Consider the following 25,934-nt stretch of genomic DNA (forward strand, 5'->3'; position numbering starts at 1 on the left):
CTATACTCCTGACATCAAAATAAAAAGAAGCACTTATATTACCCAAAAGGAATTTACACAAGATTATGCACTTGACTAATAACGGGGCTGAATGAGAGTAAAGGGACCTTATCCGAGAGTAAATTTACCCTGAGCGAGAATAAAGTATCTATGAATGAGAATAAACCGCCGCTATCCGAGAGTAAGCTGAAAATCGGAGCTCGCTTTCGGAGAAGATTTTCATCGGCTGGTGCCGACCGAGAGTAAATTTACCCTGAGCGAGAATAAAGTATCTATGAATGAGAATAAACCACCGCTATCCGAGAGTAAGCTGAAAATCGGAGCTCACTTTCGGAGAAGGGCTTCATCGGCTGGCGCCGACCGAGAGTAAATGGTGGCCACGTGAGAGTAATCGCCCGCCGAACGAGAATAAATGGGCTGAATGAGAGTAAAGGGACCTTATCCGAGAGTAAACTTACCCTGAGCGAGAATAATGTATCTATGAATGAGAGTAAACCGCCGCTATCCGAGAGTAAGCTGAAAATCGGATCTCACGTTAGGAAAAGATCTTCATCGACTGGTGCCAACCGAGAATAAACCTCGGCCATCCGAGAGTAAGCCGAAAATCAGTCGAATCACCTTCATCACCAGTAGCTATTCCCTCAAGCAGCATCACCTATTCATCAGCATCTTAGCCAATGCCCTTCAACCATTTAATCCCTACCCTGTCTAACAAAAAAACTGCAGGCGAACAGGAAGTTCACCTACAGTCTCGTTATTATTTCATTTCACTCACTAGCTTACCGTTAGCATCTAATAGTTTCGCAGCGTCTCCACTGTTATTCCAGATAGAAGAGCCAGTCCATTTAATGTAGCCTGTACCAGTTTTGGCATTAGGGCCGCTTGTTACGTAAACCGTTTTACCTGCTCCTAACGTGTAATCCGGGAAGGTAAACTTTTGGTTACCCTCTACCGAAACCAGTGTCCACCCTTTCAGGTTCACGCTTTTCGTGCCAGTATTTTTAATTCCAACGATTTCTGCACTTAGATCCTTACTTACAATCTTCACAGCCGTTGAAGTAGAGGGTGTTGTTGTTCCACCCGTGCCGGAACCACTTCCTGTTCCTGTGCCACTTCCCGATCCAGTACCAGTCCAAGCTTTCGCTGAGACGCCATGAGTTGTTCCATTTGTTGTAACCGTAATGTTTCCAGATGCAGCCGTAGAATAAATTTTAGAGCCGACATTCTTTAATCTCGTAACTACATCTGCATGAGGATGCCCATAAGTGTTCTCCTTCCCATAGCTTAGAATCGTAGAGAGAGGTTTCACATTGCTTATAAACTTCGCAGAGCTGCTACTATTAGAACCGTGATGACCAGCCTTAAGAACTGTTGCTTTCACATTATAGTTAGCCATTATGGAAGCTTCTATATTAGTGTCAGCGTCTCCCATTAACAGGAAGGATACACCATTATACGTAACCTTTAATACGATGGAAGCATCATTGGGTTCAGATGCATTTTTATTTGCATGAAGCACCTGGACAGTTATAGAGGAATCCAGGTTAATTTTCTGGCCAGTTGTTGCAATCGTGTACGGGATATTTTTCGTATCCACTAATTGTAATAAATTGTAGTAAGTCTGTGTAGTATGCGCTTTTCCGGAATCAATAAAATTAGAAACCTTGAAGTTATCTAATACAGGGATCAATCCACCTATATGGTCCGCATCTGGATGAGTAGCTACCACATAGTCAAGCTTTGTAATGCCTCTTGAATTTAGAAAGCTGACAACCTTATCGCCACCTGCTTTTGTACCACCATCAATTAGCATGGTTTTATTATTTGGCGTTTGAAGAAGGATAGAATCACCTTGCCCAACATCAATAAAATGAGCATACATATTTGGCATAGGCTTGAAGCTATCATCTAATAGTCGGGCCATAAAGACAGCGAAATGCTGACGAGTAATTTTCCCATTTGGCTTAAAGGTGCCATCTAAATACCCTGTTGTAATATTTTCGCTAGCTAGTGTACTAATAAAGCTTTTAAAGCCATTATCAGTAGTCACATCTGTAAAAGAATAGGAGTTATTAGAAGGAAGATCATATCCTAAAACTAGGATTTTCGCCATTTGTCCTCTTGTTAGAGTCCCTTGCGGATCAAAATACTTCGTTCCGTTTGCAGCAGTTTTCCCTGAAATAAAACCAAGCTGCACTGCTTTCGCTACCTCTTGATATCCTTTCATGCCAGGCTTTATATCCGTAAAACCAGGGTCTGGCGCTGTAAAATCTGTGATTCCCTTTTCACGTAAAATCATTGTGACAGCATGCATTCTTGTTAAATTATTGGTTGGCTTAAACGTTCCATCCGGATAGCCAGTAATAACCTTTTTCGAAACTAAGTAGTTGATCTCATCCTGGTAGTTTGTCACGTCAGTAAAGGACGCAGCAAAAGCCTGTTCTTTTGGGAATAACCCCAGAACAAGCAGGATAGATAAAAGCATCATTACTATTCTTTTCACTTTCTTAAACCACCCTATCTGTATATTCTAGTTGCAGTTAATCATTATACCAGACAAAGCAGAAAACTTTGGACGCATTATTTTACCAAAATAATTAAAAGAAAGGGATAAAAATTGGCAAGGAATGGGTAGTATAGTAGGGTAAGCAAAAACACGCTAACCAAATTTTGGCTAACGTGTTGTTTTTATTAATTTGGAAATAAAATAAAAAACACCTTCAAAGCTAGTAAGCTGGAAAGGTGGCTAATCTGTTTCAAATAAACGCCCTCGGAGGGAATCGAACCCCCATCCCAAGAACCGGAATCTTGTGTCATATCCATTAAACTACGAGGGCAAGCGACTTTACTATTATACAAATGTATAGGAATTAATTCAAGTGAACTTTTTGAAGCGTAATATTTGACCTTCCTTGACCATAATGTGTATGATAAAGTTACAGCTGAGGAATAACTTAGCAAGAAAATCTCAAAACCACCTTTAAGGAGGCAATACAGAATGAATTTAATACCAACAGTTATCGAGCAAACGAATCGTGGAGAACGTGCATATGACATCTACTCTCGATTATTAAAAGACCGTATTATCCTATTAGGAAGCGCAATCGATGACAACGTGGCTAACTCCATTGTTGCTCAGTTATTATTCCTAGAAGCAGAGGATCCAGAAAAAGACATCTCCCTTTATATCAATAGCCCTGGCGGAAGCATTACTGCTGGTATGGCAATTTACGATACGATGCAATTCATCAAGCCTGACGTACAAACAATTTGTATCGGAATGGCCGCTTCCATGGGAGCTTTCCTATTAACTGCTGGTGCTAAAGGAAAACGTTACGCTCTTCCAAACGCAGAGGTAATGATTCACCAACCACTTGGCGGCGCTCAAGGTCAAGCTACAGAAATCGAGATTGCGGCTAAACGTATCTTGTTCTTACGCGATAAATTAAACCAAATCATGTCCGACCGCACTGGTCAACCAATGGAGGTCGTTTCTAGAGACACAGACCGCGACAATTTCATGACTGCAGAGCGTGCAAAAGAATACGGTATCATCGACCAAATTCTAGAGCGCAGCGACTTAAAAAAATAATTTATTCAGATCCAAGGGATGAGATACTCCCTTGGATTTTTTTATTGTGTGGTGCGTTTGTGGATGTCGGGTTTGTGGGGGGTGTGATTTGATGGTGGATTTTTGCGATTATACTCTTGGATCTTGCGATGAAGTGAGCGGGCACGGGGATCTTGTGATTAGCCTGGTGGATCTTGCGATTATAGGAGGAGTCTTTGCGATTGCGAGGTCGGTCTTTGCGTTTAAGCGCTCGGATCTTGCGATGAAGTGAGCGGGCACTGGGATCTTGCGATTAGCCTGGTGGATCTTGCGATTATAGGAGGAGTCTTTGCGATTAAACTCTCGCATCTTGCGATGAAGTGAGCGGTTCTCTTCATTCGATAACAAAAAAGCTGCCCTAGTCTTAGGGCAGCAAGGTTATTCTTCGTTTGAGATGAATTTTGCAAGTGTTGCTACAGCTTCTTGTTCGTCGGAGCCTTCTGCGCTTAGGGTGATGATTGCGCCTTTGCCGATTGCAAGGCTCATGATGCCCATGATGCTTTTCGCGTTCACTTTTTTGTCGTCTTTTTCAAGGTAGACGTCTGCGATGTGACGGTTAGCCTCCTGTACGAATAATGCTGCTTGTCTTGCTTGTAAACCAGATTGTAATTTTACTTCGACTTGTTGCTCTGTCATTATTTTATCAGCCTCTTTCTCTAAATGGTTTCTCCTCTTCGAAGAGCATCTGCAATTTCATCTAGCTTTCTTAAACGATGGTTGATACCAGATTTACTGACACTTCCGGTAGATACCATGTCTCCCAGCTCTTTGAGGGTGACGTCTTGGTATTCCACTCGGAGGCGGGCAATTTCCCTTAATTTCTCAGGTAATTGGTCAAGCCCAATGGTATTTTCGATGAATCGAATATTTTCTACTTGGCGAATAGCGGCACTGATGGTTTTATTCAAATTGGCTGTTTCGCAATTGACCAATCGATTTACACTGTTTCGCATATCTCGAATTATACGAACATCCTCGAATTTTAACAAGGCTTGGTGGGCACCTGCTATGCTTAAAAAGTCAGATATTTTCTCCGCTTCCTTTAAATATGCCACAAAACCCTTTTTACGTTCAATGGTCTTTGCATTTAAATCGAATTTATTCATTAATTCTACTAATGCATCACTGTGTGTTTTATAAAGGGAGTATATTTCCAAGTGGTAGGAGGAAGTTTCCGGGTTATTTACGGAGCCTCCTGCTAGGAAGGCTCCTCTTAGATATGCACGCTTACAACAATTTTTCTTTACTAGTCCAGGGTCAATCGAATATTCAAATTGAAAGCCTTCCTTTAGGATTTTCAAGTCCTCTAGTAAGTGCTTGGCACCTTCACGAATACGACAGATGTATACATTATTTTTCTTTAGACGCATTTTTTTACGAACTAACAGCTCTACGTCATATTTATATATATCTTTGATCAATGTGTATAATCTTCTTGCAATAGCAGCATTCTCTGTTTGTACGTCTAAGCTTAACATTTTATTACTAAAAGATAAGGAACCATTCATCCGTATGAGAGCGGATAGCTCTGATTTTGCACAGCAAGGCTTCGAATCCTCCTGTGTCATTTCTTTCTTTGTCTCAGAAGCAAACGACATGTTCCGTTTCCCCCTTTCTCCTTGGCGTTACACGAGATTCCTGTTAATCGGACTTGTGTGAGCCTGTGTATTTGCGTATTCCATTAGCCACTTAGCTACCTCTGCGGCATTATGGCGGACTGCACCATTATAAACAAGCGAGATATCTTTTTTGACAATCTCTAAATTAAGCCTCTCTAGCCTCTCGATATCAATCTTCACAGGAGAGGCCTTTTCTTGCTTATATAAGAATTGTACGTTCTCCGGTACCTCTTCATTACTAATAAGAATGGTATCTAAGAAATTGTGGTCTACATGCTGTATCAGTGCTTCGACATGATCATAGGCAGTGTAATTATTCGTTTCACCAGCCTGTGTCATTAAGTTGCAGATATATACCTTTTTGGCCTTTGATTGCTTGATTGCTTGGCGGATGCCATCTACTAATAGATTTGGCAATATACTAGTATATAGACTTCCTGGCCCAATTGCGATTATATCAGCTTGACGAATACTAGCAATTGTTTCCGGTAATGGCTTTACATCATTTGGGGTGATAAACACCCTTTCTATTCTCTTTCCATAGGTCGGTATTTTAGATTCCCCACTAATGACCGTTTTATCCTCAAATTGTGCGTTTAAGGTTACTAGCTGATTAGCTGCAGGCAATACTTTCCCATGGATTTTTAGCACCTTACTCATTTCGGTGATAGCATGGGAGAAATCGCCAGTAATAGAGGTTAGTGCTGTTATCATTAAATTTCCTAAAGTATGGCCTTCTAATTCTGTTGAATTAGAAAAACGAAATTGGAACATTTCCTCTACAAGCGGTTCCACATCTGAAAGTGCTGCAAGGACATTTCGAACGTCTCCAGGAGGTGGAATTTCATAGTCATCACGTAATCGCCCAGAGCTTCCTCCATCATCTGCTACCGTCACAATGGCAGTGATATCAATAGGATGCTTTTTTAAGCCGCGAAGCAAGGTGGAAAGGCCAGTTCCACCTCCAATGATTACTATTTTCTTACGCTTTTTTGAACGCTCCATCTTGTAAATCCTTCCTAATTGTGACGTCTCGATGGGTGATAACAGCTTTGTCCTCATTATTAAATAATTTGCCAAAATACTCAGCTAGGGTGACGGAACGATGTTGACCACCAGTACAGCCAAATGCAATAACTAGCTGTGTTTTACCTTCTCGTTTATATTGGGGAATCATAAATTGTAATAAATCAGTGAGCTTTTCAATTAATGTTTTTGTATCTGCCCATTTTAACACGTAGCCAGAAACCTCTTCATCTAGACCTGATTTTAGTCGAAGCTCTTCAATGTAATAGGGATTCGGCAAAAAGCGCACGTCAAAAACAAGGTCAGCATCTATCGGAATACCATGCTTAAAGCCAAAGGACATGACATTCACGGTAAACACCTTTTTACCTTGTGTTCGAAACTCTTCATGAATTTTATCACGCAGCTCTCGCGGCTTCATCTTAGAGGTATTATAAATAAACTGCGCTCTTCCCTTTAATTCTGATAGCAGCTCACGTTCCTTTTTAATCCCATCTAAAGGAAGACCAGAATTTGCGAGAGGATGGGATCTCCTAGTTTCCTTATATCTTCTCACAAGAACTTCATCTTGTGCATCTAAAAATAGCACCTTCGGATTTACAGCGCTTTCTTCTTGTAGCTGATTAATAGAATCAACCAAGGAATGGAACATTTCTCCTCCACGCAAATCCATTACAGCGGCAATATTTCTCGGCTGTTTGTTTGAATCAATCATTAGTTTAATAAACACACTCAAAAGCTCCGGAGGCAGATTGTCAATGCAATAGTAGCCTAAATCCTCAAAGCTCTGGATTGCAACGGTTTTCCCTGCCCCAGACATGCCAGTGATAATGACAACCTCCGTATCAAGCTTTTGTTGAATTTCCACTTTTCACATCTCCTTCCCAAGATTGTTGTATCGTTTCTTCAATTAAATCAAAATCAGGTGTATATACAAATGTACCGTATTGCATTCCTAAATCCTTCACTGCAAACAGCAAATTTGTTCTATCTCCTTCTGCCATTGGGAGTGTTTCAAGTGCTTCCACCGGGTGCCACTCAAGTACACCCTCTCTATTCTCTTCGTAAGGAACACCATCTAAATCTCTGGCTACAAACGTAAACAGCATCCACTCGTCGAGCTTCTTGCCGTCCTCTTGGATGACCATCGTATAAATTCCTTTTAAATGAGGATCTATGGGAATTGCATTTGTTTCTTCTGTAAATTCACGAATTGCCGACACCAGGATGGACTCTCCCTCTTCCATCTTTCCACCTGGAGCAACGTACCAATTTCTTCTCGGCTTTTTCAGTAAAAGAACTTTATTATCCTTACATACAAGCAAATTAGCGATTCTTTGCACTAGTTGTCCTCCAACTTTCTTCTATTCTTACTATATATTATACAATAAAATACACAAAAAGAGGCTGTTCAGGATTATTATCCGTGAAACAGCCTGTTAAAAATGTTCCTATATAAAAAGGGGGTCAATTTATATACTCTTACTATACACTTAATATGTTGCAAGACAGTTACATAAAAATTAAGAGATTATTAAATTGACGCAAGCTAAATAATTCTTAGGAGGGGATGTCTCACAAATCGAAAGTGAGCGTAAAGTAGTTGTTTTTTATTGCTAATAAACCAATGTCACTTGGATAATAATTCCAATAAGATCATTAACCGCACGTATTTCCCCTTTCAGCGCAAGTAATACTCCCAACCCCGCAAGTAAACTCCCTAACATCGCAAGTATCCTTCATTAAAGCGCAAATAAACTCACAGCAACCGCACGTAATGGATTTCATTTCCAATGCGCCATCATTAATTGCATAATAATTCCAAACACTAAATCGTACCTATTCCCCATTTCCTACACGTCACGGCACTTTCTTGTCAATCCAAGCCTTCTCTCACCAAAAATAAAAGCTGCAGGAGTTTATCCCGCAGCCTTTTTATTACTTCATTGTATCTCTTAAGTTTTCGATATAGTGCTGAGCAGCTTGAGCAGCAATACTGCCGTCGCCAGTTGCTGTAACGATTTGACGAAGCATTTTTTCGCGTACATCTCCAGCTCCAAAGATACCAGGGATGGTTGTTTCCATCTTATCGTTTGTCACGATATAGCCATTTTCGTTTAGGATGCCTAGGTTAGCGAAAGGCTTTGTTAGTGGCAGCATGCCGATATAAATGAAGACACCTTGAGTTGGGAATTCACGTTCAGAGCCGTCTACAGTGCTAACAAGTGTTACGCTGCTTACTTTTCCGTCTGTACCGTGGATTTCCTTTAACGTAGTGTTCCAGATGAAATCAATTTTTTCATTTGCAAAAGCACGGTCTTGAAGGATTTTTTGAGCTCTTAGCTTATCGCGGCGGTGAACGATTGTCACTTTGTTCGCGAATTTCGTTAAGAATGCACCTTCCTCAACAGCAGAGTCTCCTCCACCTACTACGACAAGATCTTTTCCTTTGAAGAATGCACCGTCGCATACCGCACAATAGCTGACACCACGGCCACCAAGCTCCAGCTCGCCAGGGATGCCCATTTTTTTGTACTCTGCTCCAGAGGAAATGATTACAGCCAAGGTTTTATATTCCTTGCCTCCTGCTTTCACAATTCGGTAGTCACCGTCTACTACGATTTCTGACACATCGCCATACGCATATTCTGCGCCAAACTTTTTCGCGTGGTCAAACATTTTCGTTGATAGCTCAGGTCCCAAAATAGTTTCAAATCCAGGGTAGTTTTCTACTTCCTCTGTATTGGCCATTTGTCCACCTGGTATACCGCGTTCAATCATCAAGGTTGATAGATTTGCACGAGATGTATATACTGCTGCCGTCATTCCAGCAGGTCCAGCTCCAATTATTATAACGTCATAGATTTTTTCTTCTGTCATCCGTAATTCCTCCTACATAACACATATCTACAATCTATCTAATTTCAAACCATTCATCAACATATTTGCCTAGTTGTCGAATAATGGTAGAAACTGAATGAGCTCATTTACATACTTCGTAAGGGTAGAGGGTGTTATGCCATACTTCTCTGCAAACTGCTTCTTCGTCGCATTTTTTGTCCTCGAGGAAGCAAACATATACTCGGTTGCCGCAGCAAGTGCCTTCGGATTTTTAAAGCCATAGCCCTTTGTTAAAGCACGCTCTAATAAAACAAACCACATTTGGAATAAATAATAGGCAGAATTCTCTAATGGCTTGTTCTCGCTGTAAAGCAAATCGGTCGTAGCGATTGCACGGAGAAACGCCTTTTCAGCAGGCTCCTTTTCATTGAATTTATGTCCCAAGGAATTTGCAAGAAACAGCTTCTCCATGGTTGTAAGCTCATCTACTACGATCCATTTAGGATGTGCAATAATTTCTTGACGGTGCTTTGATTTTCCTAGCAAATAAAAGCCGAAAATTCGCTCACTCACATGCTTATCCTGTATCTTTTCCAGGATGAGCTCCTTCTGGTTGTCAGGCTCCTTCTCATCTAGCTCCTTCATATGCGGTAGCCACGGCTCAAATCCAGCTTTCTCCGGATCTAGTTTCAGTAGCTGGTTCCAAGCATTTTTTGCTATTTCTTCATGCCCTGCAAAATAAGCAGAGTGTGATAGCCAGAAATAAAACCCTGGATCCGCTTCAAATCCTTTTCGCTGTAGACTTCTTAGCCATTTAAACGCCTGCTCATATTTCCCGATTAATGCGAAGGTCGCCCCAAGCTTATAGCGCTGCTCGATGAAATACGGATTCACTTTTTCAAGAAATGCCGTTATTTGCTCTAGCTCCTCCGTATTCTTCTCATAATAATGAATAACTGCCAGGTTACATAGCGCATGAATATTCGCTTTGTTTTCTCTTAAAACCTGGTGCAGAAGAGCCTTCGCCTGTTCCTCTTCGCCTACGTAGAAATAAGCAAGCGCAAGGTTATTAAAGGCAGCCCAGAAGTCGGGATGGTCCGTAATTAGGTTTTCCAAGAGCTCTATTGCCTCTGAAAATTTACCTGTTTCCATTAGTCTTCTCGCTTTTTCTTGCATAAAGAGCGCATCACTAGACGGAGTATCCATTTGAAGAGAGAGTAGTTCCTCTGATTCAGTGAAATCGATGATTTCCATCGCTTCCTCGATGTATTCGCCGTTGATATCCTTTTCTATATACAATTTTGCATATTTGTTAGCTTCCACAAAATTACCGAGGTGTGCATTTACCTCCGCCAAGAAGAAGATTATATCTCCTTCATTTGGATCAAGGGCATGTGCACTTCTTAGCAGCTCATAAGCAAAATCGAATTTCTCCATTTCCATTTGAAGTATGGCATATTGCAGCAAAATTAGTGGGTCATCTGGACTTAAATCAGATGCACGCTTTAAATATTTATTTGCCTTCTCGTATTCTTCTTTTTGTAGCTCATCTAACGCTTTTTTATAATAGTACTCGCCTGTTGGCAAGAATGAAATGATGTTTTCCTTCGTTTGCTTTATCTTCTTTTTATTCAAAATATTCCTCCGAAATATAATAAGGAACGTCTATACAACGCTCCTTATTAGTATACTCTTCAGTATATCACAATCTATTCAGTTTTACGGGATTTCGTTTCATGTCTTTTTTGAAGCACTTGTAACAGATCATAAAAGCTGGTTTCTTGTTCTTCTAATAAAACCAGCAAGTGGTACAGAAGGTCTGATGCTTCCCATTTAAGCTCCTCGGAATCCTTATTCTTCGCAGCGATGATAACCTCTGCAGCCTCTTCTCCAACCTTCTTACAGATTTTATCTACGCCTTTATCGAATAGATAGGTCGTATAGGCACCTTCTGGCATTTCTTTTTTCCTGTTGGCAATGGTTTCGATCAACGTAGAAATCACATTATAGCCGAAGCTCTCTTCGAATTTCTCTAGCTGCTGATAGAAGCAGCTTTCCTCTCCGGTGTGACAGGCAGGACCTGCAGGAAGCACCTCTAGGACAAGTGCATCTGAATCACAATCGGTTTTTATCCCAATTACACGCAGCGTATTGCCAGACGTTTCTCCTTTATGCCAAAGCTCCTGTCTGCTTCTACTATAAAACCATGCCTCTCGAGTTTCTACCGTTTTTTGATAGGCCTCCTCGTTCATATATGCCAGAGTAAGAACCTCTCTTGTAATGGCGTGCTGCACAATTACTGGGATTAGTCCCTTTTCGTCAAATTGTAAGTTGGTCATCGGTTTCTACTTCCTTTCAAGTCCTCTTCCCTTTTCCAATGCTTCTGCTAGCGTGAAGCGATTGTTGTATAGAGCTTTCCCCGTGATTACTCCACTAATAGATGTTTCTTTTGCAAGCTCTGCTACTTTCTCAATATCTTGCAATGTGCTGATTCCACCAGAAACAATAATAGACAGCCCCGTTTCCACTGCTAGCTCTTTATTAGCCTCAAGATTTGGACCTTGTAATGTACCATCGGTCGCAATGTCGGTAAAAACAACATGCTTCGCACCCTTGGCTGCAAAGTATTTTCCCACTTCCACAGCAGATTTACTAGAGGTTTCCAGCCAACCATGTGTTGCTACCATTCCGTCCTTCGCATCGAGACCGATCACTATGCGTTCTCCTCCATACTCCTTCAGAAGCTCTGCGACAAGCTCTGGCTTGGAGATAGCGAGACTGCCAATAATAACCCGATTTACACCGTTGGTTAAATAAAAATCTACATCCTCCTTAGAGCGGATGCCTCCTCCTATTTGCACCTGAACAGGCAGCTCTTTGGCAATACGAATCACTTCATTGCCGTGGATTTTCTCTCCGTCCTTGGCTCCATCCAGGTCTACTAGATGAATCCAATCGGCTCCCTCATCCACAAATTTTTTCGCCATTTCGAAAGGAGAATCTCCGTAAACTGTCTCCTGGTCATAATCGCCTTGATAGAGTCGGACACATTTTCCGCCCTTCATATCAATTGCGGGATATATTTGAATGGACATCCTTCTGTCCCCTTCCTAATTAAGTAAGTAGCCCCTTCGTAGAAGGAACTCCTTTTACTCTAGCATCAATTGTAATCGCATCGTCTATCGCTCGTGCCAACGCCTTGAAAATCGCTTCGATGATATGGTGAGTATTTGCTCCATAATGCACAATCACATGGACATTCATACGAGCCTCTAATGCGAATTTCCATAAGAATTCATGGACAAGCTCCGTATCAAAGGTTCCTACCTTTTGTGCAGGAAACTGAGCTCGAAACTCTAGATGCGGGCGGTTCGAAATATCAATGACCACCTGAGCCAGCGCATCATCCATTGGGACGAAGGCATTACCATACCGCTTAATGCTCTTTTTATCACCCAATGCCTCCTTCACTGCCTGCCCTAAAACAATGCCGATATCCTCTGTCGTATGGTGATCATCTATATGAGTATCACCATTTGCCTGAATCTTTGCATTGAACAGACCATGCTTTGTGAAAAGGTCTAACATGTGATCCATAAATGGAACGCCTGTGTTAATGACCGCTTTTCCTTCTCCATCTAAGTCTATTTCGACTGATACCTTCGTTTCGTTTGTCATTCGTTCAATTTTTGCTATTCTTTTATTCAAGATGACCTCTCCTTTTCCCAGCTACGAGACTCTACGGATCTTGCGTGCCCCTCTAGTTGCTCTAATCGAGCTAAACGAGCAATTTTCGGATATTGCTCCTGCCACATTTCCTCTGAATAGTAGACAACACTCGTCTTTTTAACAAAATCATCTACGCCTAATCCACTTGAGAAACGAGCAGTGCTATTGGTAGGAAGCACATGGTTTGTTCCAGCAAAGTAATCTCCCACCGGCTCACTGCTATATCTTCCGAGGAAAATAGCACCTGCGTGGCGAATCTTCTTCGCTTCGTCCTCTGGGTTCTCTGTCATGATCTCTAAATGCTCGGGAGCAATTTCATTTATTGCTTCGATAGCCTTTTCCATTGTCTCTGCCAAATAAATGCGTCCATAGCTTTCGATAGAGGCTCTTGCAATCTTTTCACGAGGTAGCTTGCTCAATTGGCTTTCTACCTCTTTCGCCACCTCTTTAGCCAAACGCTCACTAGTTGTGATAAGCACTGCACTCGCAAAGACGTCATGCTCTGCTTGTGCTAATAAATCAGCAGCTACCTCATCAGCATAGGCAGTGTCATCCGCAATAATCGCAATCTCGCTAGGTCCTGCAATCATATCAATCGCCACCTGGCCAAATACCTCTCTTTTTGCTAAAGCGACGAAGCTATTGCCAGGCCCTGTTATTTTATCTACGGCTTTGATTGTTTCTGTGCCATAAGCAAGTGCAGCAATGGCCTGTGCTCCACCGACCTTGTATATTTCCTTCACCCCTGCAATTTTTGCTGCCACTAATACAGAAGCAGGGAGCTGTCCATTCTGATCAGGAGGAGAAACGATCACGATGCGTTTTACTCCGGCCACCTTTGCAGGAATGGCATTCATCAGAACAGAGGATGGATAGGCTGCTGTCCCACCTGGTACATATAACCCTACTGCATCTAAGGGTGTGACTCTATATTTGATATAGGAATTCTTCTGTAAGGGAAAGTCTATCTCCTCTCTTACCTGCTCCTTATGAAAGGCCGCAATGTTTTCAGCTGCCTCCTCGAGGTCCGAAATTAACTGAGCATCAAACGAATGATAGGCATCCTCTATCTCCTGTTCCGTAACTAGAAGATTGGTCAACTTAACGCCATCCCATTTCTCAGTGTAAGCTAGCAGGGCTTGATCTCCCTTTTCTCTTACCTCTCGGATAACCTCTCTAACAGTTTCTTGTTGCTCTTTATTCACTCCTTCAACTGTACGCTGAAGGGATTGGATTTCTGTAAGCGTCTCAATCTTCATATGTGTCCCTGCCCTTCAATTCTGCCTTTAATTGGCCAACGAATTCTCTTACTCTCTTACTCTTCATTCGATAGCTAGCAGGGTTAACGATGAGTCGGGAGGATATATCTACAATCCTCTCATACTCTACAAGTCCGTTCTCTTTTAGCGTCTGCCCAGTGGACACAATATCCACGATTCGATCCGCCAGCCCAATCATGGGAGCCAATTCAATTGAACCATTCAGTTCAATAATCTCCACCTGTTCTCCCTTTTCCTTGTAAAAGTTCGTCGCAATGGTAGGATATTTAGTAGCTACTCGTGGTGCAACTTCGTTCATTTTCGTGTTTGGAAGACCGGCAGTGGCAATATAGCAGTTACTGATGTGAAGGTCTAATAGCTCATGGACGTCACGTTCTTGCTCCAGCAAGACATCCTTGCCCGCTATCCCAATATCGGCAACACCATGCTCTACATAGACTGGTACATCCATTGGTTTTGCGAGAATGAATTTGATGTTTTCCTTGGGCGCCTCCACGATCAATCTACGTGAATCAATAATTTCGTTTGGTAGTTCGAAACCGGCAGCCTTAAAGAGCTCATATGCTTCCTCAAATATTCGCCCCTTTGGCATTGCAATTGTTAACTCATTCATCGTTTGAACCACCCTCTGCCACTATGATTACCTCATGGAAATTCTGTTTGAATACCTCTACGTCATGAACACTATCGATAAATTGAAGGGTTACCCGTTCTCCATTTGCCCTTCTTCCTTCTGCTAGCACATTTGCCTTCAAAAAAGATTGTTCGTCAAATAAAACAAGCGTATGCGGTTCTACATTGACCTGATTATTTAACACTTCCACTAACCGATCTACTCGAATTCCGAAGCCAGTTGCTCCGACCTTCACTCCAAACTGTTCAAAGAGCTCGTCATATCGACCACCGTTACCGATTGGAAATCCACTGCCTTCTGCATAAATTTCAAACAGCATCCCTGTGTAATAGCTCATATGACTTGCTAAGGAAAAATCAAACGAAATACGCTCCAATCCATTCACTTGCATCTCTAACAGTTTTTTCAGCTGTTTCATTTGCCCTAATACCTGCTGATCAAATGCCGAAAAATCCTCTAAGGTAGCTGTCTCATTTTCTATTAAGCTAAGAAGATTTTCTTTAGCAGCCTGCTCCAAGCTAAGCTCTTCTATTTTTTGGACATACCCAACCACATTCTTTTCGACCAGTAGGTGTCTCAGCTCGCTAGATTCCTCCTTATTTCGAGTGTTGGCTGTCAGGATACTCTCTAAAAGACCCGCATGTCCAATGGTAATGTGAAAATTTTCTAAACCAATAGCCTTTAACAGTTCTATCGCTGTATAGATTACCTCGCAATCTCCGTAAGCACTGAAATCTCCGATTAGCTCCATTCCAAGCTGTTCAAATTCCGCCGGACGACCTCCCTCTCGCTGTTGCGCTCGAAAAACATTTGCATAGTACGCTAAACGAAGAGGGTTCTTTTCTTTTAATAGCTTTGATGCAGCAATTCTAGCTATAGGGGTCGTCATATCTGGTCTAAGTACAAGCATTTTTCCTTGGTTATCTACAAGCTTAAATAATGCTGATTCTTCAATAGCTGATACTCTTCCGATTGTTTCTAAATATTCGAGAGAGGGGGTTTTGATAAAATCATATCCCTTTTCTCTTAATACACTTCTAGCCATAGATCTAACATATTCCTTTTGCTCGTTAACCTGTGGAAAGGAGTCACGCATTCCTAAGGGCTTTTCAAACATTTGAATCTTACTCACCGAATCACCTCTTTTTACTTTAGTGCACTAGAGAATTAGAGAACTAATATAATAAATTATTTAAATTTTAACGCATTTATAGTGTTACGTCAATCCATCCATTTTTGGGAAATAAAATACACTCTAGATTAAATTTTTGGGGAGTATCCTACTGATTCTTTAATTGTCACAATTTTTTATCCCTTCGAATAAAGGTCGTTGATCTCCATTGCTGGCGGACGCTTTCCGCGGAGGCCAACAGGATGTTGGTCAGGAAAACGTTGTCACACGATGTGACGACCTTAGTTTTCCTTCCTTAATTCCTTCACTCCGCCCGGTGCTCCTGTCACTACGCTTTCGTCGCAAATGAATTTTGCTGTTCCCACAGGAGTCTGCCGCCATCCATTCCAATCAACTCTCTATTGACCAAGGTGAATCCTTACATTTTATATACACAATTCAGTAATATCTTTGCTTTATAGAGCTAAAACCATCTTTGTATTGCTTGTTATTAGTTATTATAAATAAAGTGAATTAATCCTTTTTTATATGAATTTGTATCGATATTCCCGACAAATAATGTATGTAATAAAATAAGGCACTTACTGTTCAAGTCGAATAGTAAGTGCCTTCATCATGTAAGATGCTATTAAAAAGCTACCGTTTTTACAGTGCCCTTTATTTTTTCAGTCTAAGTTCTTCTGCAGTATATTTCGTTCCTGCATTTCTTCTTTCGTATAAATAATTCTCATGGGGTTACCTCCTACAAAGGCACCCTCCGGAACGTCTGCATTTACTAGCGTTGCGGCTGAAACGATAGCATCATTACCGATAGTAACTCCCGGTAGAATAGTGGAATTGGCACCAATCATTACCCGATCACCGATAATAACATCCCCAATGCGATATTCATCTATTAGATATTCATGCGCCAAGATGGTCGTATTATAGCCGATAATTGAATTCGAGCCGACCTTTATTCTTTCAGGAAACATGATATCCATCATCACCATTAAAGCAAATGAGGTTTCCTTACCGACTTCCATCTTCAAAAATTTCTTATAGAAAAAGTTCTTCCAGCTTAAAAAAGGTGAATATCTGGCAGCTTGAATGAAAATAAAATTTTTCATTACCTTCCAAAAAGGGACTGTGTCATAGACATGCCAAAGGGAATTTGCACCCTTTATCGGATACCTTTCTGTCCTTCTCATGCCGGCTGTCCTGCCGCGATATCTATAACTTCACTAATATGCTGGATTATATAGGTTGGATTGAAAGTAGCTAAAAATGCTTCTCCCTTAATGGACCAAGCTACAGCCGCAGTGTCTGTGCCCGCACGTTGACCTCCCTCGATGTCATGATAATTATCACCAATCATCAAGGCATCCTCCGCTTTCACATTGAGCTGCTCTAAAGCAAGTAAAAGTGGCTCTGGGTCTGGTTTGGGATTGGTAACATCATCAAGTCCAACTATTGTGTCAAACATATCTTCACAATTGATTAACCGAAGTCCTCTATCAATCATTTCTCTTCGCTTAGTGGAAACAATCGCTAATTTATAGCCTCTTTCCTTTAATAGCTGCAACGTTTCGACAACCCCATCAAAAGGAGTAACCATTTCATCATGATTTTGGATATTCCACTCTCGATAGGTTGAGATTAACATCTCTGTCATAGTAGGATCTATGCTGTCGAAAGTCTCCCTTAAAGGAGGACCAAGAAACGGAATAACCGACTCTCTTGTATATTTCCCAGGAAATTTATCCCCCAAAACATATAAGAAAGACTGAATAATTAGCTCATTTGTATTTAATAAAGTACCATCTAAATCGAATAATAGCGCTTTATATCTCATCCTGTTAACACTTCCTCTTGTTTACGTTGTTCTGCTTTCCTCCACAGATAGGCTACCAATATGGTTAATACAAAAGCAGTCGAAATTCGAATGATTAATAGTGGCAGTACTGGTATCCCTAACGGTACAAATATTAGAGTATCCTCCACTACGGCATGACATGCTACGAGAAATATGAATACCAGAGTGGCATCCTTCTTGCTTACCCCTTCCTCTTGCACTGCCTGAATCATCACTCCTGCTCCGTAAGCCAAGCCTATTACTAAACCAGCCACCAATGTGGAGGAAGCATTTGGCTGTACACCGATTAACTTAGTAAAAGGTGCAAGTTTTTCAGAGAACTTCTGCATGTAATTTTTATCCTTTAAATATTGAATAATAATCATCAGTGGGATAACAATGACAGCTAGCTGTAAAACTCCTAGGGCAGCCTTTTGCAATCCAAGCAGCCCAATCTCCATCCAGCCTTCTGGCACCTGCTGAGTAGCGGATACAACCCCGTACTTCGCAATTTCTCCTCCACCTTGCCAAACGAGATTGATTACGACAGCTGAAAGTATCGCTAGCCCAAAGCGAACTAGCAATACGACCCATAGCTTCACACCAACCCTTAAGGCAACACTCGTTTCAATAAAAATATTATGAGAAAAGGATAACATCGTCGCTAGAATAAAAACCTCTTTAACCGTTAGCTCTAAAGAAAGGATCCCTGCTATTCCAGCATATAAATTTAATGCATTTCCCAAAACTAAAGGGATAGCCGCCTCACCACGAAGTCCAATAAGCCCCATAAATGGCTCAATCAGCTTGATGATCCATGGGAGGACAGGTGTATATTGTAAAATAACCACAAGCATGGTGATTGGGAATATCACCTTACTTAAGGTCCAAGTTGTTCGTAAACCAGCATTTATCCCTCTCTTGATTGTCCCCATTTCTTCCCCATCCCTCTTTACTTGTCTTGATAACGAACTACAGGCTTCATCGTCTTTCTACGATATACAAGCAATGCGATTGCCACCACAATCGTTAATATGGACACTACCTGAGCCGTTCTTAAACCTAAGCTTTCCACTAAATACAAGCTATCGGTACGTAATCCTTCAATAAAGAAACGACCAAATGAATACCAGATAAGATAGAAGAGGAAGCTCTCCCCACGTCGTAAATTTGCTTTACGAAGAAGCAGTAATATAATAACCCCGATTAAATTCCACAAGGATTCATATAAGAAAGTTGGGTGATAATAATTTCCCTCTATGTACATCTGTTCAATAATCCAGTTTGGCAGCATTAAATTCTCCAGAAAGCTTCTCGTTACTTCTCCACCGTGGGCTTCCTGGTTCATAAAGTTACCCCAACGACCGATCGTTTGACCAATTAAAATACTAGGAGCAAGTATATCTGCGAGCTTCCAGAAAGATTTGTTCTTCTTTTTAGTATAAATATACGCAGTTAAGAAAGCCCCTATAAGAGCTCCATGGATGGCTATTCCCCCCTCCCATATTTGGATGATTCTTTCTGGATGTTCAGAATAATAATCCCATTTAAAAATAACGTAGTAAATTCGAGCACTAATGATAGAAATCGGAACTGCCCAAATTAATAAATCGGTTAAAAAGTCCGGATGAAATCCTCTTTTTACCATTTCACGTTGGCCCACTATATAAGCTAAGATGATGCCAAACGCGATAATAATGCCATACCAACGGACTTCAATCGGTCCTAACTCGAATGCCACTGGATTAATTGCCAATAAAATATCCATAAACTACTCCCTTCCAACCATTCTTAAAATTCGCCATTCTGGCTTATTACATCGTCTAAACGTTTAGCAAAATCCTCTGCAGCATTTACACCCATACGCTTTAATCGGTGATTCATCGCTGCTACTTCGATAATGACTGCAAGGTTTCGTCCTGGTCGGACTGGAACAGTCAACTTCGTTACAGAAGTATCAATGATGACCATTTTTTCTTCTTCAAGCCCTAATCGATCGTACGTCTTTTTCTCATCCCAAATCTCTAGCTCAATGACTAATGTTATGCGTTTATAGCTTCGTATCGCACTTGCACCAAATAATGTCATGATATCTATTATACCTAAGCCCCTTATTTCTAAAAGGTGTTCAATTAGCTTTGGTGCACTACCTACGAGGGTGTCTTCTCCCTCTTGCCGTATTTCCACACAGTCATCTGCTACCAGGCGATGTCCCCTCTTCACTAGCTCGAGTGCTGTTTCACTTTTTCCGACCCCGCTTTTTCCCGTAATCAATACACCTACTCCATAAATATCCACCAATACACCATGAAGTGCAGTAGTAGGAGCCAATTTGCTCTCTAAGAAGTTGGTAAGCATACTGGAGAACCTGGTAGTAGGCATGGTAGTCGTTAAAACCGGAACTGATTTTTTATTGGAAGCCTCCATTAATTCTTCTGGCACTTCCATTCCATGCGCTACAATAATCACAGGTGTATCTTGTGCACAAAGCTTCAGCATGCGCTCTCTTCTTTCCTTCTGACCGAGCATTTCAAAGAAAGAAAGCTCCGTCTTTCCAAGCAACTGGACACGATCAGAGGAATAGTGAATAAAGTATCCCGCTATCTCTATCCCAGGTCTTGAGATATCACTAACCGCTATATGTCTTCCTATCCCCTCTTCACCACTTACTAGGGTCAGGTTAAACTTTTCTTTAACATCCTTCGTTGTAACATGAGGCATCCTGATACCGCTCCTTCCAAACCTCTTTATTCATAATCTTTATTTTATCACGACAGATAGAATAATTAGTACCTATTTCACTTTTCTGTGCGATTCCATTTGGTAACATAAAAAAATCATTGATTAGGGTGAAAACACTGGATATCCCTAGATACCAATCCGATGAGAATTGAAAATAAAAATGCCATGAGTAAGAGCGAGGGAACTGAAAAATTATATTCTTTTTTATAACTTATTAAGGCTTTAAAAAAATAGGGTACTTTTTGTTCAGGTTTGAACAGAAATTGCCCTATTTTCATATGTATTTCTTACTCTTTTTCGCTTAGAAGCTTCAATATACGCTTGAGGTTGACCGCAAATATAGTGGTCGCACCTTGTATTTCCATGCCAAATAAACCCGCTGACTTGGCTGTTTTATAGCCATGCGGATTTTAGATCTCACTATTTTTCGCCTCTATTTTATATCGTTTCTTCGCTATAAGCTTGAATTCCTCTGTCTCTTGAAATTCCACTTGATCCTTATGCACCGTGGACTTGATGGGAACCGAATATGATTTGCTTTTGGCACCTTCTGTATAACAAACTTCTCGCATAGGGTAAACCGTTTGGAACGTTCTACAAGGTCGGCATCTGATAGGTCGTGAATCGCTTTTAGTAATAGGTATTTAAACATTCGAATTGGTGGGATTACATTTCGACTATTGTCTAAGCAGTACTTTGTCTTTAGCTCGTCCAGTATAAAGGAAAAATCAACTAGCTCGTTGATTTGGCGAAGCATATTATCTTTGGGGATGATTAAATCGTATAATTCCAGATAAGGGCTTAGGTTAAGCGTTTGTTGTTTGGAAATTATGGTCGCACCACCTTTTAGGAATACACTTATTATATAAAGAATCTGGGAGGCCTTGTTGGATGAAGGGATATCCTTATCGGGAGGGGGAAGAGTTGAATGGAATGGAGGCGGCGACTTCTGCGGGAACAGCAAATGTTATTTGCGACGAAAGCGTAGCGACAGGAGCACCGAGCGGAAGCACCCGGACTGAGCGTAGCGAGGGAGAAGGCTGGAGCCGTGCCCGCGAAAAGCGTCCGCCGAAATGGGAATCAACGATATAAAAAAGTGAGTATGTAACCAGATTTCATTTCACATACTCACTGTTAATATTTAATGAACTTTTTTAAGTGCCCTCGTACGGAGCTCATGGCATAAAATCTCTGCTATTGAATAAAAGGCACCTCATTAGAGGCGCCTTTCAAATTATTTATTCACCATCAATCGTGTAACGAACTAAGACAGCACCTGTTTTAGCATCGCCATAAACTCTTAATGGTTCTGCTTCAGAATCAGTCACTTTAGTGAAGCCAACTTTACGGTATAGAAGTTGCTCTGATTCATTCCATTTCGTTACGTCAGCAAGCTGTACATCAATTTTCCCTAGCTGTGTCGTAACTTCTCCTTTAATGGAAACGTTCTTCGGTACATAAATCTCTACAGTACCAGCAATTGCCGTACCTTCTATTTTTCTTGCATCCTTATCCTTTGTTGTAAGGATTACTTGACCGCTAATGGAAGAGCCTTCAATTTCTTTTAGCTTTCCATCTACATAGATGCGACCATTCATTGTTTCAACTTCAAGAGAGTCACCAGTCACTCGTTGTACTTGGACTGTACCATTTCCTGTTTCGATATCTCCACGGTTGAATGTAAGCTCGTCTAAATCAACTTTTCCATTTGTTGTTCTAATCTTTAATGTGTTTAATTCCAGATTTTTCGCTGTAAAGTCTCCATTAAATAATCTAGCAGAAATATGGTTATATGATTTTTTTGGAACATATAGAACAACATGCGTAGCAATAGTTTTCATATCACTGAATACACGTAGCTTGTTTGCTTCCGTTGTAAAAATAAACTCCTCTGCAAAGCGAGCTTTAACCTCTTCTTCATTTGAGCCGCGATAACATTTAGCTTTTACAACTGCCGAAACGTTTGCCTCTTCGGTAGGTATTATTTCAACCTTTCCGTTAGCTATGTTAATGCTGATATCGTCAAATTCAATACCCTCTTTTACTAACTTTTCTTCAAAAACGATAGGATCTGTGATTTTTACATCAAATTCGAAATCCTTTAGCTTATCCACTGTTCCTTGCATTAAGTGCATGAACTTTTCGCCCATAACTGTGAAATCACGTTTGATATCATCCAAAAAGTCAGGGTTTTGTTGTTTAGATGATGTTTTGCTGTTAGTCGATTGTTTGTACTGCATTTCTTCATTTACTGTTGGAGTTGCTGTTGTAGTTGTTTTCCCAAGAGCCTCTAGTAATTCTAGTGCTTCTTGTGCAGTGATAGTACCGTTCTCAACCATGTCCAGTATTCTTTTGCGTTCCTCTTGCATAATGAAAGGCCTCCTCCTAAATTGAAAATATAATACAATTTGATATCCCTCTATTTAGTACGGTTTATCTTCTAAAAAGTTTCAAACAAAACTTTATTTTGAGGAAGCTTCTGAAATAGCAGCACCCATACGCTCACGGTCTCTATCCAAAATAGTCTTCAAGTATTTCCCTGTATAAGATTTTTTATTGTTTGCTATATCCTCTGGTGTTCCCACACCAACAATCGTTCCGCCTCTATCTCCACCTTCAGGACCTAAATCAATTAGATAGTCCGCTGTCTTAATGACATCTAGGTTATGCTCAATGACCAGCACGGTATCGCCATTATCCACTAAACGTTGAAGTACCTCTAATAGGCGTGCGATATCATGAACATGGAGACCGGTAGTCGGTTCATCCAGGATATAAAATGACTTCCCATTGGAGCGTTTATGCAATTCAGAGGCCAGCTTTACCCGTTGTGCTTCTCCACCAGAAAGCGTTGTAGCAGGCTGACCCAATTCCATGTATCCCAATCCAACATCGTACATCGTTTGGATCTTCCGACTTATTTTCGGATGATTCTCAAAGAAAGCTAAACCATCCTCTATTGTCATCTTTAGAATGTCTGCTATATTTTTTCCTTTATAGCGAACCTCTAAAGTTTCTCTATTATATCGTTTGCCATGGCAAACTTCACAAGGAACGTATACATCAGGTAGAAAATGCATCTCAATCTTAATAATTCCGTCTCCTCGACACGCTTCACAGCGTCCGCCTTTTACGTTAAAGCTAAATCTTCCTTTTTTGTAGCCGCGTATCTTCGCTTCATTCGTATTGGCAAACAAGTCACGAATATCATCGAAAACACCTGTGTAAGTAGCTGGATTGGATCTTGGAGTCCGTCCAATTGGAGATTGATCAATATCAATTATTTTCTCCAGCTGCTCAATTCCTTCTACTCCTTTGTTCGCTCCAGGCTTTGTTTTAGCCCGGTTAATTTTTTGCGCTAGCGTTTTATATAGGATTTCATTTACTAAAGTACTTTTCCCAGAGCCTGAAACTCCTGTCACTGCTGTAAATACGCCTAGTGGAATCTCTACGGTGACATTTTTTAAATTATTCTCTGTAGCACCTTTTATTTTAATGAATCTACCGTCTGACTTTCTTCTTTCTAATGGAAGTGGAATAAATTTTTCACCGCTTAGATATTTCCCAGTAAGAGACTGATCATTTTTCATCACTTCTTCCGGCGTGCCCGCAGCTACTACCTGCCCACCATGGACACCTGCCCCTGGACCAATATCAATTAAGTAATCGGCAGCCATCATCGTGTCTTCATCATGCTCTACGACAATTAATGTATTTCCAATATCCCGCATATTTTTCAGCGTTTCTATCAATCGGTCATTGTCTCGTTGATGCAATCCAATAGATGGCTCGTCCAAGATATAAAGGACGCCAGATAAGCGAGAGCCTATTTGTGTGGCTAAGCGAATTCGTTGTGCTTCTCCACCTGACAGGGTTCCTGATGCTCGGTTAAGCGTTAAGTAGTCGAGCCCCACATTATCTAAGAAGCCAAGTCTTTCATTAATTTCCCTTAATATTAGTCGGGCTATTTGAAAATCCTTCTCCGAAAGCTTCAACTCCTTGAAGAATTGATATGCCTCCACAATAGAGAATTCCGTCACCTGTCCGATATGAAGAGATGCGACCTTGACCGCTAATGTTTCATCCTTCAAGCGGTATCCTTTACATGATGGACAATCATGAACACCCATGTATTTTTCCATTTGTTCTCTTGTCCAGTCAGAAGAGGTTTCCTTAAATCGACGTTCTATATTACCAAGTACACCTTCAAAATAGATGTGGTTATCTCTTACTTGACCGTTTTCATTTTTATAACGAAATCTAATTTTGTCGTTTCCAGAGCCATATAAAATCTTCTTCCATTGGTCTGCTGGTAAATCCTTGACCGGCACATCCATCGGAATCCCATAATGGTTGCAAACGGCCGCTAGTAGATTAGGGTAATACTGGGAGCTTGTAGGCTGCCATGCAACGATTGCCCCTTCTTCTAGCGTTAGATTTTTATCCGGCACAACTAAATCCGGATCAACCTCTTGCTTGGTTCCCAAGCCATCACAATCTGGACATGCACCGAATGGGCTGTTGAAAGAGAACATGCGTGGCTCTAATTCGCCAATAGAGAAGCCACAGATTGGACATGCGTGATGCTCGCTAAACAAAAGCTCCTCATGCTCCATGACATCTATTATTACCCTACCATCACCAAGGCGTAGAGCTGTCTCAATAGAATCACTGAGGCGAGCAGCGATGCCTTCTTTCATTACAATTCGGTCGATCACTACTTCGATGTTGTGTTTTTTATTTTTATCTAGATTGATATCATCATCTAAATCTATAAGGTCTCCGTTAACCCTCACACGAACATACCCCTGCTTTTTCATGTCCTCTAGCAGCTTTACATGAGTTCCTTTTCTACCTGAAACGATTGGTGCAAGTATCTGCATTCTAGTCTTTTCAGGATAGTCGTTTAAGCGATCCACCATCTGCTCAACCGTTTGAGAGGAAATCTCTATGCCATGCTTTGGACAAATTGGTTTGCCTACTCGTGCAAATAACAGACGCAGATAATCATAGATTTCTGTCACTGTCGCCACTGTAGAGCGAGGATTTTTACTTGTCGTCTTTTGATCAATAGAAATAGCTGGGGATAGCCCTTCAATGACATCTACATCTGGCTTGTCCATTTGTCCTAAGAACTGTCTTGCATAGGCAGACAGTGATTCTACATAACGTCGCTGACCTTCGGCATAAATCGTGTCAAATGCTAAAGATGACTTCCCAGATCCAGATAATCCTGTCATTACGACAAGCTTATCTCTAGGTATGGTCAGGCTTACATTTTTTAAGTTATGGGCGCGTGCACCCTCTATTCTAATTTCTTGGTTTTTCAAAAACCTCACCCTTCCAGCTTGAGTTCCAGAATCGCATCGCGCAGCTCTGCAGCTCGTTCAAAGTTAAGCGCTTTTGCTGCGTCCTTCATTTCTTTTTCTAGATTTTCTAATAGTTTACCCTTTTCTTCTTTAGTTAAGACTTTTCCACTTGTTAATT

At 41.0% G+C, this 25,934-nt stretch carries 24 protein-coding genes, 1 tRNA gene and 2 pseudogenes; 2 read left to right on the forward strand and 25 right to left on the reverse strand.

Annotated features, from left to right (window positions below):
• Positions 1–757 precede the first annotated feature (757 nt).
• On the reverse strand, positions 758–2,503 hold the full coding sequence (locus tag AC1VU3_RS16760) for an S-layer homology domain-containing protein (protein WP_482984076.1): 1,746 nt from the start codon (positions 2,501–2,503) through the stop codon (positions 758–760).
• 262 nt (positions 2,504–2,765) lie between these two features.
• Positions 2,766–2,837: transfer RNA gene (locus AC1VU3_RS16765), tRNA-Arg, on the reverse strand.
• 161 nt (positions 2,838–2,998) lie between these two features.
• On the opposite strand from AC1VU3_RS16765, the gene clpP reads away from it, so the two are divergent.
• Together clpP and AC1VU3_RS16775 are read left to right on the forward strand one after the other, a co-directional pair.
• Positions 2,999–3,592: an ATP-dependent Clp endopeptidase proteolytic subunit ClpP gene (gene clpP / locus AC1VU3_RS16770; RefSeq protein ID WP_480388564.1), complete on the forward strand. Its 594-nt coding sequence runs from the start codon at positions 2,999–3,001 to the stop codon at positions 3,590–3,592.
• Positions 3,593–3,683: 91 nt separating this feature from the next.
• Entirely contained in the window at positions 3,684–3,842 is a 159-nt protein-coding gene (locus AC1VU3_RS16775) for a hypothetical protein (RefSeq protein ID WP_482984077.1), read from the forward strand.
• A 146-nt stretch (positions 3,843–3,988) separates the two neighbouring features.
• Here AC1VU3_RS16775 and AC1VU3_RS16780 read toward each other — a convergent pair whose 3' ends face one another.
• The 23 genes and pseudogenes from AC1VU3_RS16780 to AC1VU3_RS16890 all read right to left on the reverse strand — a co-directional run.
• Positions 3,989–4,246 (reverse strand): HPr family phosphocarrier protein, encoded by a 258-nt coding sequence (locus AC1VU3_RS16780; RefSeq protein WP_480388565.1) that lies wholly within the window; start codon positions 4,244–4,246, stop codon positions 3,989–3,991.
• Positions 4,247–4,266: 20 nt separating this feature from the next.
• Positions 4,267–5,208, reverse strand: coding sequence for a DNA-binding protein WhiA (whiA, locus tag AC1VU3_RS16785; RefSeq protein WP_480388566.1), 942 nt, complete (start codon positions 5,206–5,208; stop codon positions 4,267–4,269).
• A 27-nt stretch (positions 5,209–5,235) separates the two neighbouring features.
• On the reverse strand, positions 5,236–6,234 hold the full coding sequence (locus tag AC1VU3_RS16790) for a gluconeogenesis factor YvcK family protein (protein ID WP_480388567.1): 999 nt from the start codon (positions 6,232–6,234) through the stop codon (positions 5,236–5,238).
• Entirely contained in the window at positions 6,212–7,123 is a 912-nt protein-coding gene (gene rapZ, locus AC1VU3_RS16795) for an RNase adapter RapZ (protein ID WP_480388568.1), read from the reverse strand. Before rapZ ends, AC1VU3_RS16790 begins: the two co-directional genes overlap by 23 nt.
• Positions 7,101–7,598 (reverse strand): NUDIX hydrolase, encoded by a 498-nt coding sequence (locus AC1VU3_RS16800; RefSeq protein WP_480388569.1) that lies wholly within the window; start codon positions 7,596–7,598, stop codon positions 7,101–7,103. The genes rapZ and AC1VU3_RS16800 overlap by 23 nt, the downstream gene beginning before the upstream one ends.
• A 595-nt stretch (positions 7,599–8,193) precedes the next feature.
• Positions 8,194–9,135 carry a thioredoxin-disulfide reductase gene (gene trxB / locus AC1VU3_RS16805; RefSeq protein WP_482984078.1) on the reverse strand — a complete coding sequence of 314 codons (942 nt, stop codon included), beginning with the start codon at positions 9,133–9,135 and terminating at the stop codon, positions 8,194–8,196.
• A 69-nt stretch (positions 9,136–9,204) separates the two neighbouring features.
• Positions 9,205–10,731 (reverse strand): tetratricopeptide repeat protein, encoded by a 1,527-nt coding sequence (locus AC1VU3_RS16810; protein WP_480388571.1) that lies wholly within the window; start codon positions 10,729–10,731, stop codon positions 9,205–9,207.
• A 74-nt stretch (positions 10,732–10,805) separates the two neighbouring features.
• Positions 10,806–11,435 (reverse strand): bifunctional phosphoribosyl-AMP cyclohydrolase/phosphoribosyl-ATP diphosphatase HisIE, encoded by a 630-nt coding sequence (gene hisIE, locus AC1VU3_RS16815; protein ID WP_482984079.1) that lies wholly within the window; start codon positions 11,433–11,435, stop codon positions 10,806–10,808.
• Positions 11,436–11,441: 6 nt separating this feature from the next.
• The gene (gene hisA / locus AC1VU3_RS16820) at positions 11,442–12,191 is read right to left on the reverse strand and encodes a 1-(5-phosphoribosyl)-5-[(5-phosphoribosylamino)methylideneamino]imidazole-4-carboxamide isomerase (RefSeq protein ID WP_482984080.1); all 750 of its coding nucleotides are present in this window, start codon (positions 12,189–12,191) and stop codon (positions 11,442–11,444) included.
• A 19-nt stretch (positions 12,192–12,210) separates the two neighbouring features.
• Complete coding sequence (gene hisB, locus AC1VU3_RS16825; protein WP_482984081.1) at positions 12,211–12,804, reverse strand: imidazoleglycerol-phosphate dehydratase HisB; 594 nt, start codon at positions 12,802–12,804, stop codon at positions 12,211–12,213.
• On the reverse strand, positions 12,801–14,084 hold the full coding sequence (gene hisD / locus AC1VU3_RS16830; protein ID WP_482984082.1) for a histidinol dehydrogenase: 1,284 nt from the start codon (positions 14,082–14,084) through the stop codon (positions 12,801–12,803). The genes hisB and hisD overlap by 4 nt, the downstream gene beginning before the upstream one ends.
• Positions 14,074–14,718 carry an ATP phosphoribosyltransferase gene (gene hisG / locus AC1VU3_RS16835; RefSeq protein WP_482984083.1) on the reverse strand — a complete coding sequence of 215 codons (645 nt, stop codon included), beginning with the start codon at positions 14,716–14,718 and terminating at the stop codon, positions 14,074–14,076. Before hisG ends, hisD begins: the two co-directional genes overlap by 11 nt.
• Positions 14,711–15,871: an ATP phosphoribosyltransferase regulatory subunit gene (locus tag AC1VU3_RS16840; RefSeq protein WP_482984084.1), complete on the reverse strand. Its 1,161-nt coding sequence runs from the start codon at positions 15,869–15,871 to the stop codon at positions 14,711–14,713. The genes hisG and AC1VU3_RS16840 overlap by 8 nt, the downstream gene beginning before the upstream one ends.
• Positions 15,872–16,536: 665 nt before the next feature.
• On the reverse strand, positions 16,537–17,061 hold the full coding sequence (locus tag AC1VU3_RS16845; RefSeq protein WP_480388576.1) for an acyltransferase: 525 nt from the start codon (positions 17,059–17,061) through the stop codon (positions 16,537–16,539).
• Positions 17,058–17,705 (reverse strand): pyrophosphatase PpaX, encoded by a 648-nt coding sequence (gene ppaX, locus AC1VU3_RS16850; protein ID WP_480388577.1) that lies wholly within the window; start codon positions 17,703–17,705, stop codon positions 17,058–17,060. Before ppaX ends, AC1VU3_RS16845 begins: the two co-directional genes overlap by 4 nt.
• A complete protein-coding gene (locus AC1VU3_RS16855; protein WP_480388578.1) occupies positions 17,702–18,640 on the reverse strand; it encodes a nucleoside recognition domain-containing protein in 939 nt (312 codons plus the stop codon). The genes ppaX and AC1VU3_RS16855 overlap by 4 nt, the downstream gene beginning before the upstream one ends.
• 17 nt (positions 18,641–18,657) lie before the next feature.
• Positions 18,658–19,473, reverse strand: a complete 816-nt coding sequence (gene lgt / locus AC1VU3_RS16860) for a prolipoprotein diacylglyceryl transferase (RefSeq protein WP_480388579.1) — start codon at positions 19,471–19,473, stop codon at positions 18,658–18,660.
• Between the two features lie 23 nt (positions 19,474–19,496).
• Positions 19,497–20,426: an HPr(Ser) kinase/phosphatase gene (gene hprK / locus AC1VU3_RS16865; protein ID WP_480388580.1), complete on the reverse strand. Its 930-nt coding sequence runs from the start codon at positions 20,424–20,426 to the stop codon at positions 19,497–19,499.
• Positions 20,427–20,734: 308 nt separating this feature from the next.
• Positions 20,735–21,028 (reverse strand): annotated as a pseudogene (locus AC1VU3_RS16870) (transposase); the annotation flags it as partial.
• Positions 20,986–21,279 (reverse strand): annotated as a pseudogene (locus AC1VU3_RS16875) (transposase); the annotation flags it as partial. The pseudogenes AC1VU3_RS16875 and AC1VU3_RS16870, both read right to left, overlap by 43 nt.
• A gap of 406 nt (positions 21,280–21,685) precedes the next feature.
• Complete coding sequence (locus tag AC1VU3_RS16880; RefSeq protein ID WP_480388581.1) at positions 21,686–22,816, reverse strand: DUF4097 family beta strand repeat-containing protein; 1,131 nt, start codon at positions 22,814–22,816, stop codon at positions 21,686–21,688.
• Between the two features lie 93 nt (positions 22,817–22,909).
• Positions 22,910–25,777, reverse strand: coding sequence for an excinuclease ABC subunit UvrA (gene uvrA, locus AC1VU3_RS16885; RefSeq protein ID WP_482984085.1), 2,868 nt, complete (start codon positions 25,775–25,777; stop codon positions 22,910–22,912).
• A gap of 5 nt (positions 25,778–25,782) precedes the next feature.
• Positions 25,783–25,934, reverse strand: a 152-nt coding sequence (locus AC1VU3_RS16890; RefSeq protein ID WP_482984086.1) for a UvrB/UvrC motif-containing protein, incomplete at its 5' end; no start/stop codon positions are given.

It is taken from the genome of Psychrobacillus sp. Z16_25, from assembly GCF_056856695.1.

Excerpts from the sequence above, each read along its gene's own strand:
- clpP (WP_480388564.1), top strand. The coding sequence starts at position 2,999 with ATGAATTTAATACCAACAGTTATCGAGCAAACGAATCGTGGAGAACGT.
- AC1VU3_RS16775 (WP_482984077.1), top strand. The coding sequence starts at position 3,684 with ATGGTGGATTTTTGCGATTATACTCTTGGATCTTGCGATGAAGTGAGC.
- AC1VU3_RS16780 (WP_480388565.1), bottom strand. The coding sequence starts at position 4,246 with ATGACAGAGCAACAAGTCGAAGTAAAATTACAATCTGGTTTACAAGCA.
- whiA (WP_480388566.1), bottom strand. The coding sequence starts at position 5,208 with ATGTCGTTTGCTTCTGAGACAAAGAAAGAAATGACACAGGAGGATTCG.
- AC1VU3_RS16790 (WP_480388567.1), bottom strand. The coding sequence starts at position 6,234 with ATGGAGCGTTCAAAAAAGCGTAAGAAAATAGTAATCATTGGAGGTGGA.
- trxB (WP_482984078.1), bottom strand. The coding sequence starts at position 9,135 with ATGACAGAAGAAAAAATCTATGACGTTATAATAATTGGAGCTGGACCT.
- hisIE (WP_482984079.1), bottom strand. The coding sequence starts at position 11,435 with ATGACCAACTTACAATTTGACGAAAAGGGACTAATCCCAGTAATTGTG.
- hisA (WP_482984080.1), bottom strand. The coding sequence starts at position 12,191 with ATGTCCATTCAAATATATCCCGCAATTGATATGAAGGGCGGAAAATGT.
- hisD (WP_482984082.1), bottom strand. The coding sequence starts at position 14,084 with ATGAAGATTGAGACGCTTACAGAAATCCAATCCCTTCAGCGTACAGTT.
- hisG (WP_482984083.1), bottom strand. The coding sequence starts at position 14,718 with ATGAATGAGTTAACAATTGCAATGCCAAAGGGGCGAATATTTGAGGAA.
- AC1VU3_RS16845 (WP_480388576.1), bottom strand. The coding sequence starts at position 17,061 with ATGAGAAGGACAGAAAGGTATCCGATAAAGGGTGCAAATTCCCTTTGG.
- ppaX (WP_480388577.1), bottom strand. The coding sequence starts at position 17,705 with ATGAGATATAAAGCGCTATTATTCGATTTAGATGGTACTTTATTAAAT.
- AC1VU3_RS16855 (WP_480388578.1), bottom strand. The coding sequence starts at position 18,640 with ATGGGGACAATCAAGAGAGGGATAAATGCTGGTTTACGAACAACTTGG.
- lgt (WP_480388579.1), bottom strand. The coding sequence starts at position 19,473 with ATGGATATTTTATTGGCAATTAATCCAGTGGCATTCGAGTTAGGACCG.
- hprK (WP_480388580.1), bottom strand. The coding sequence starts at position 20,426 with ATGCCTCATGTTACAACGAAGGATGTTAAAGAAAAGTTTAACCTGACC.
- AC1VU3_RS16880 (WP_480388581.1), bottom strand. The coding sequence starts at position 22,816 with ATGCAAGAGGAACGCAAAAGAATACTGGACATGGTTGAGAACGGTACT.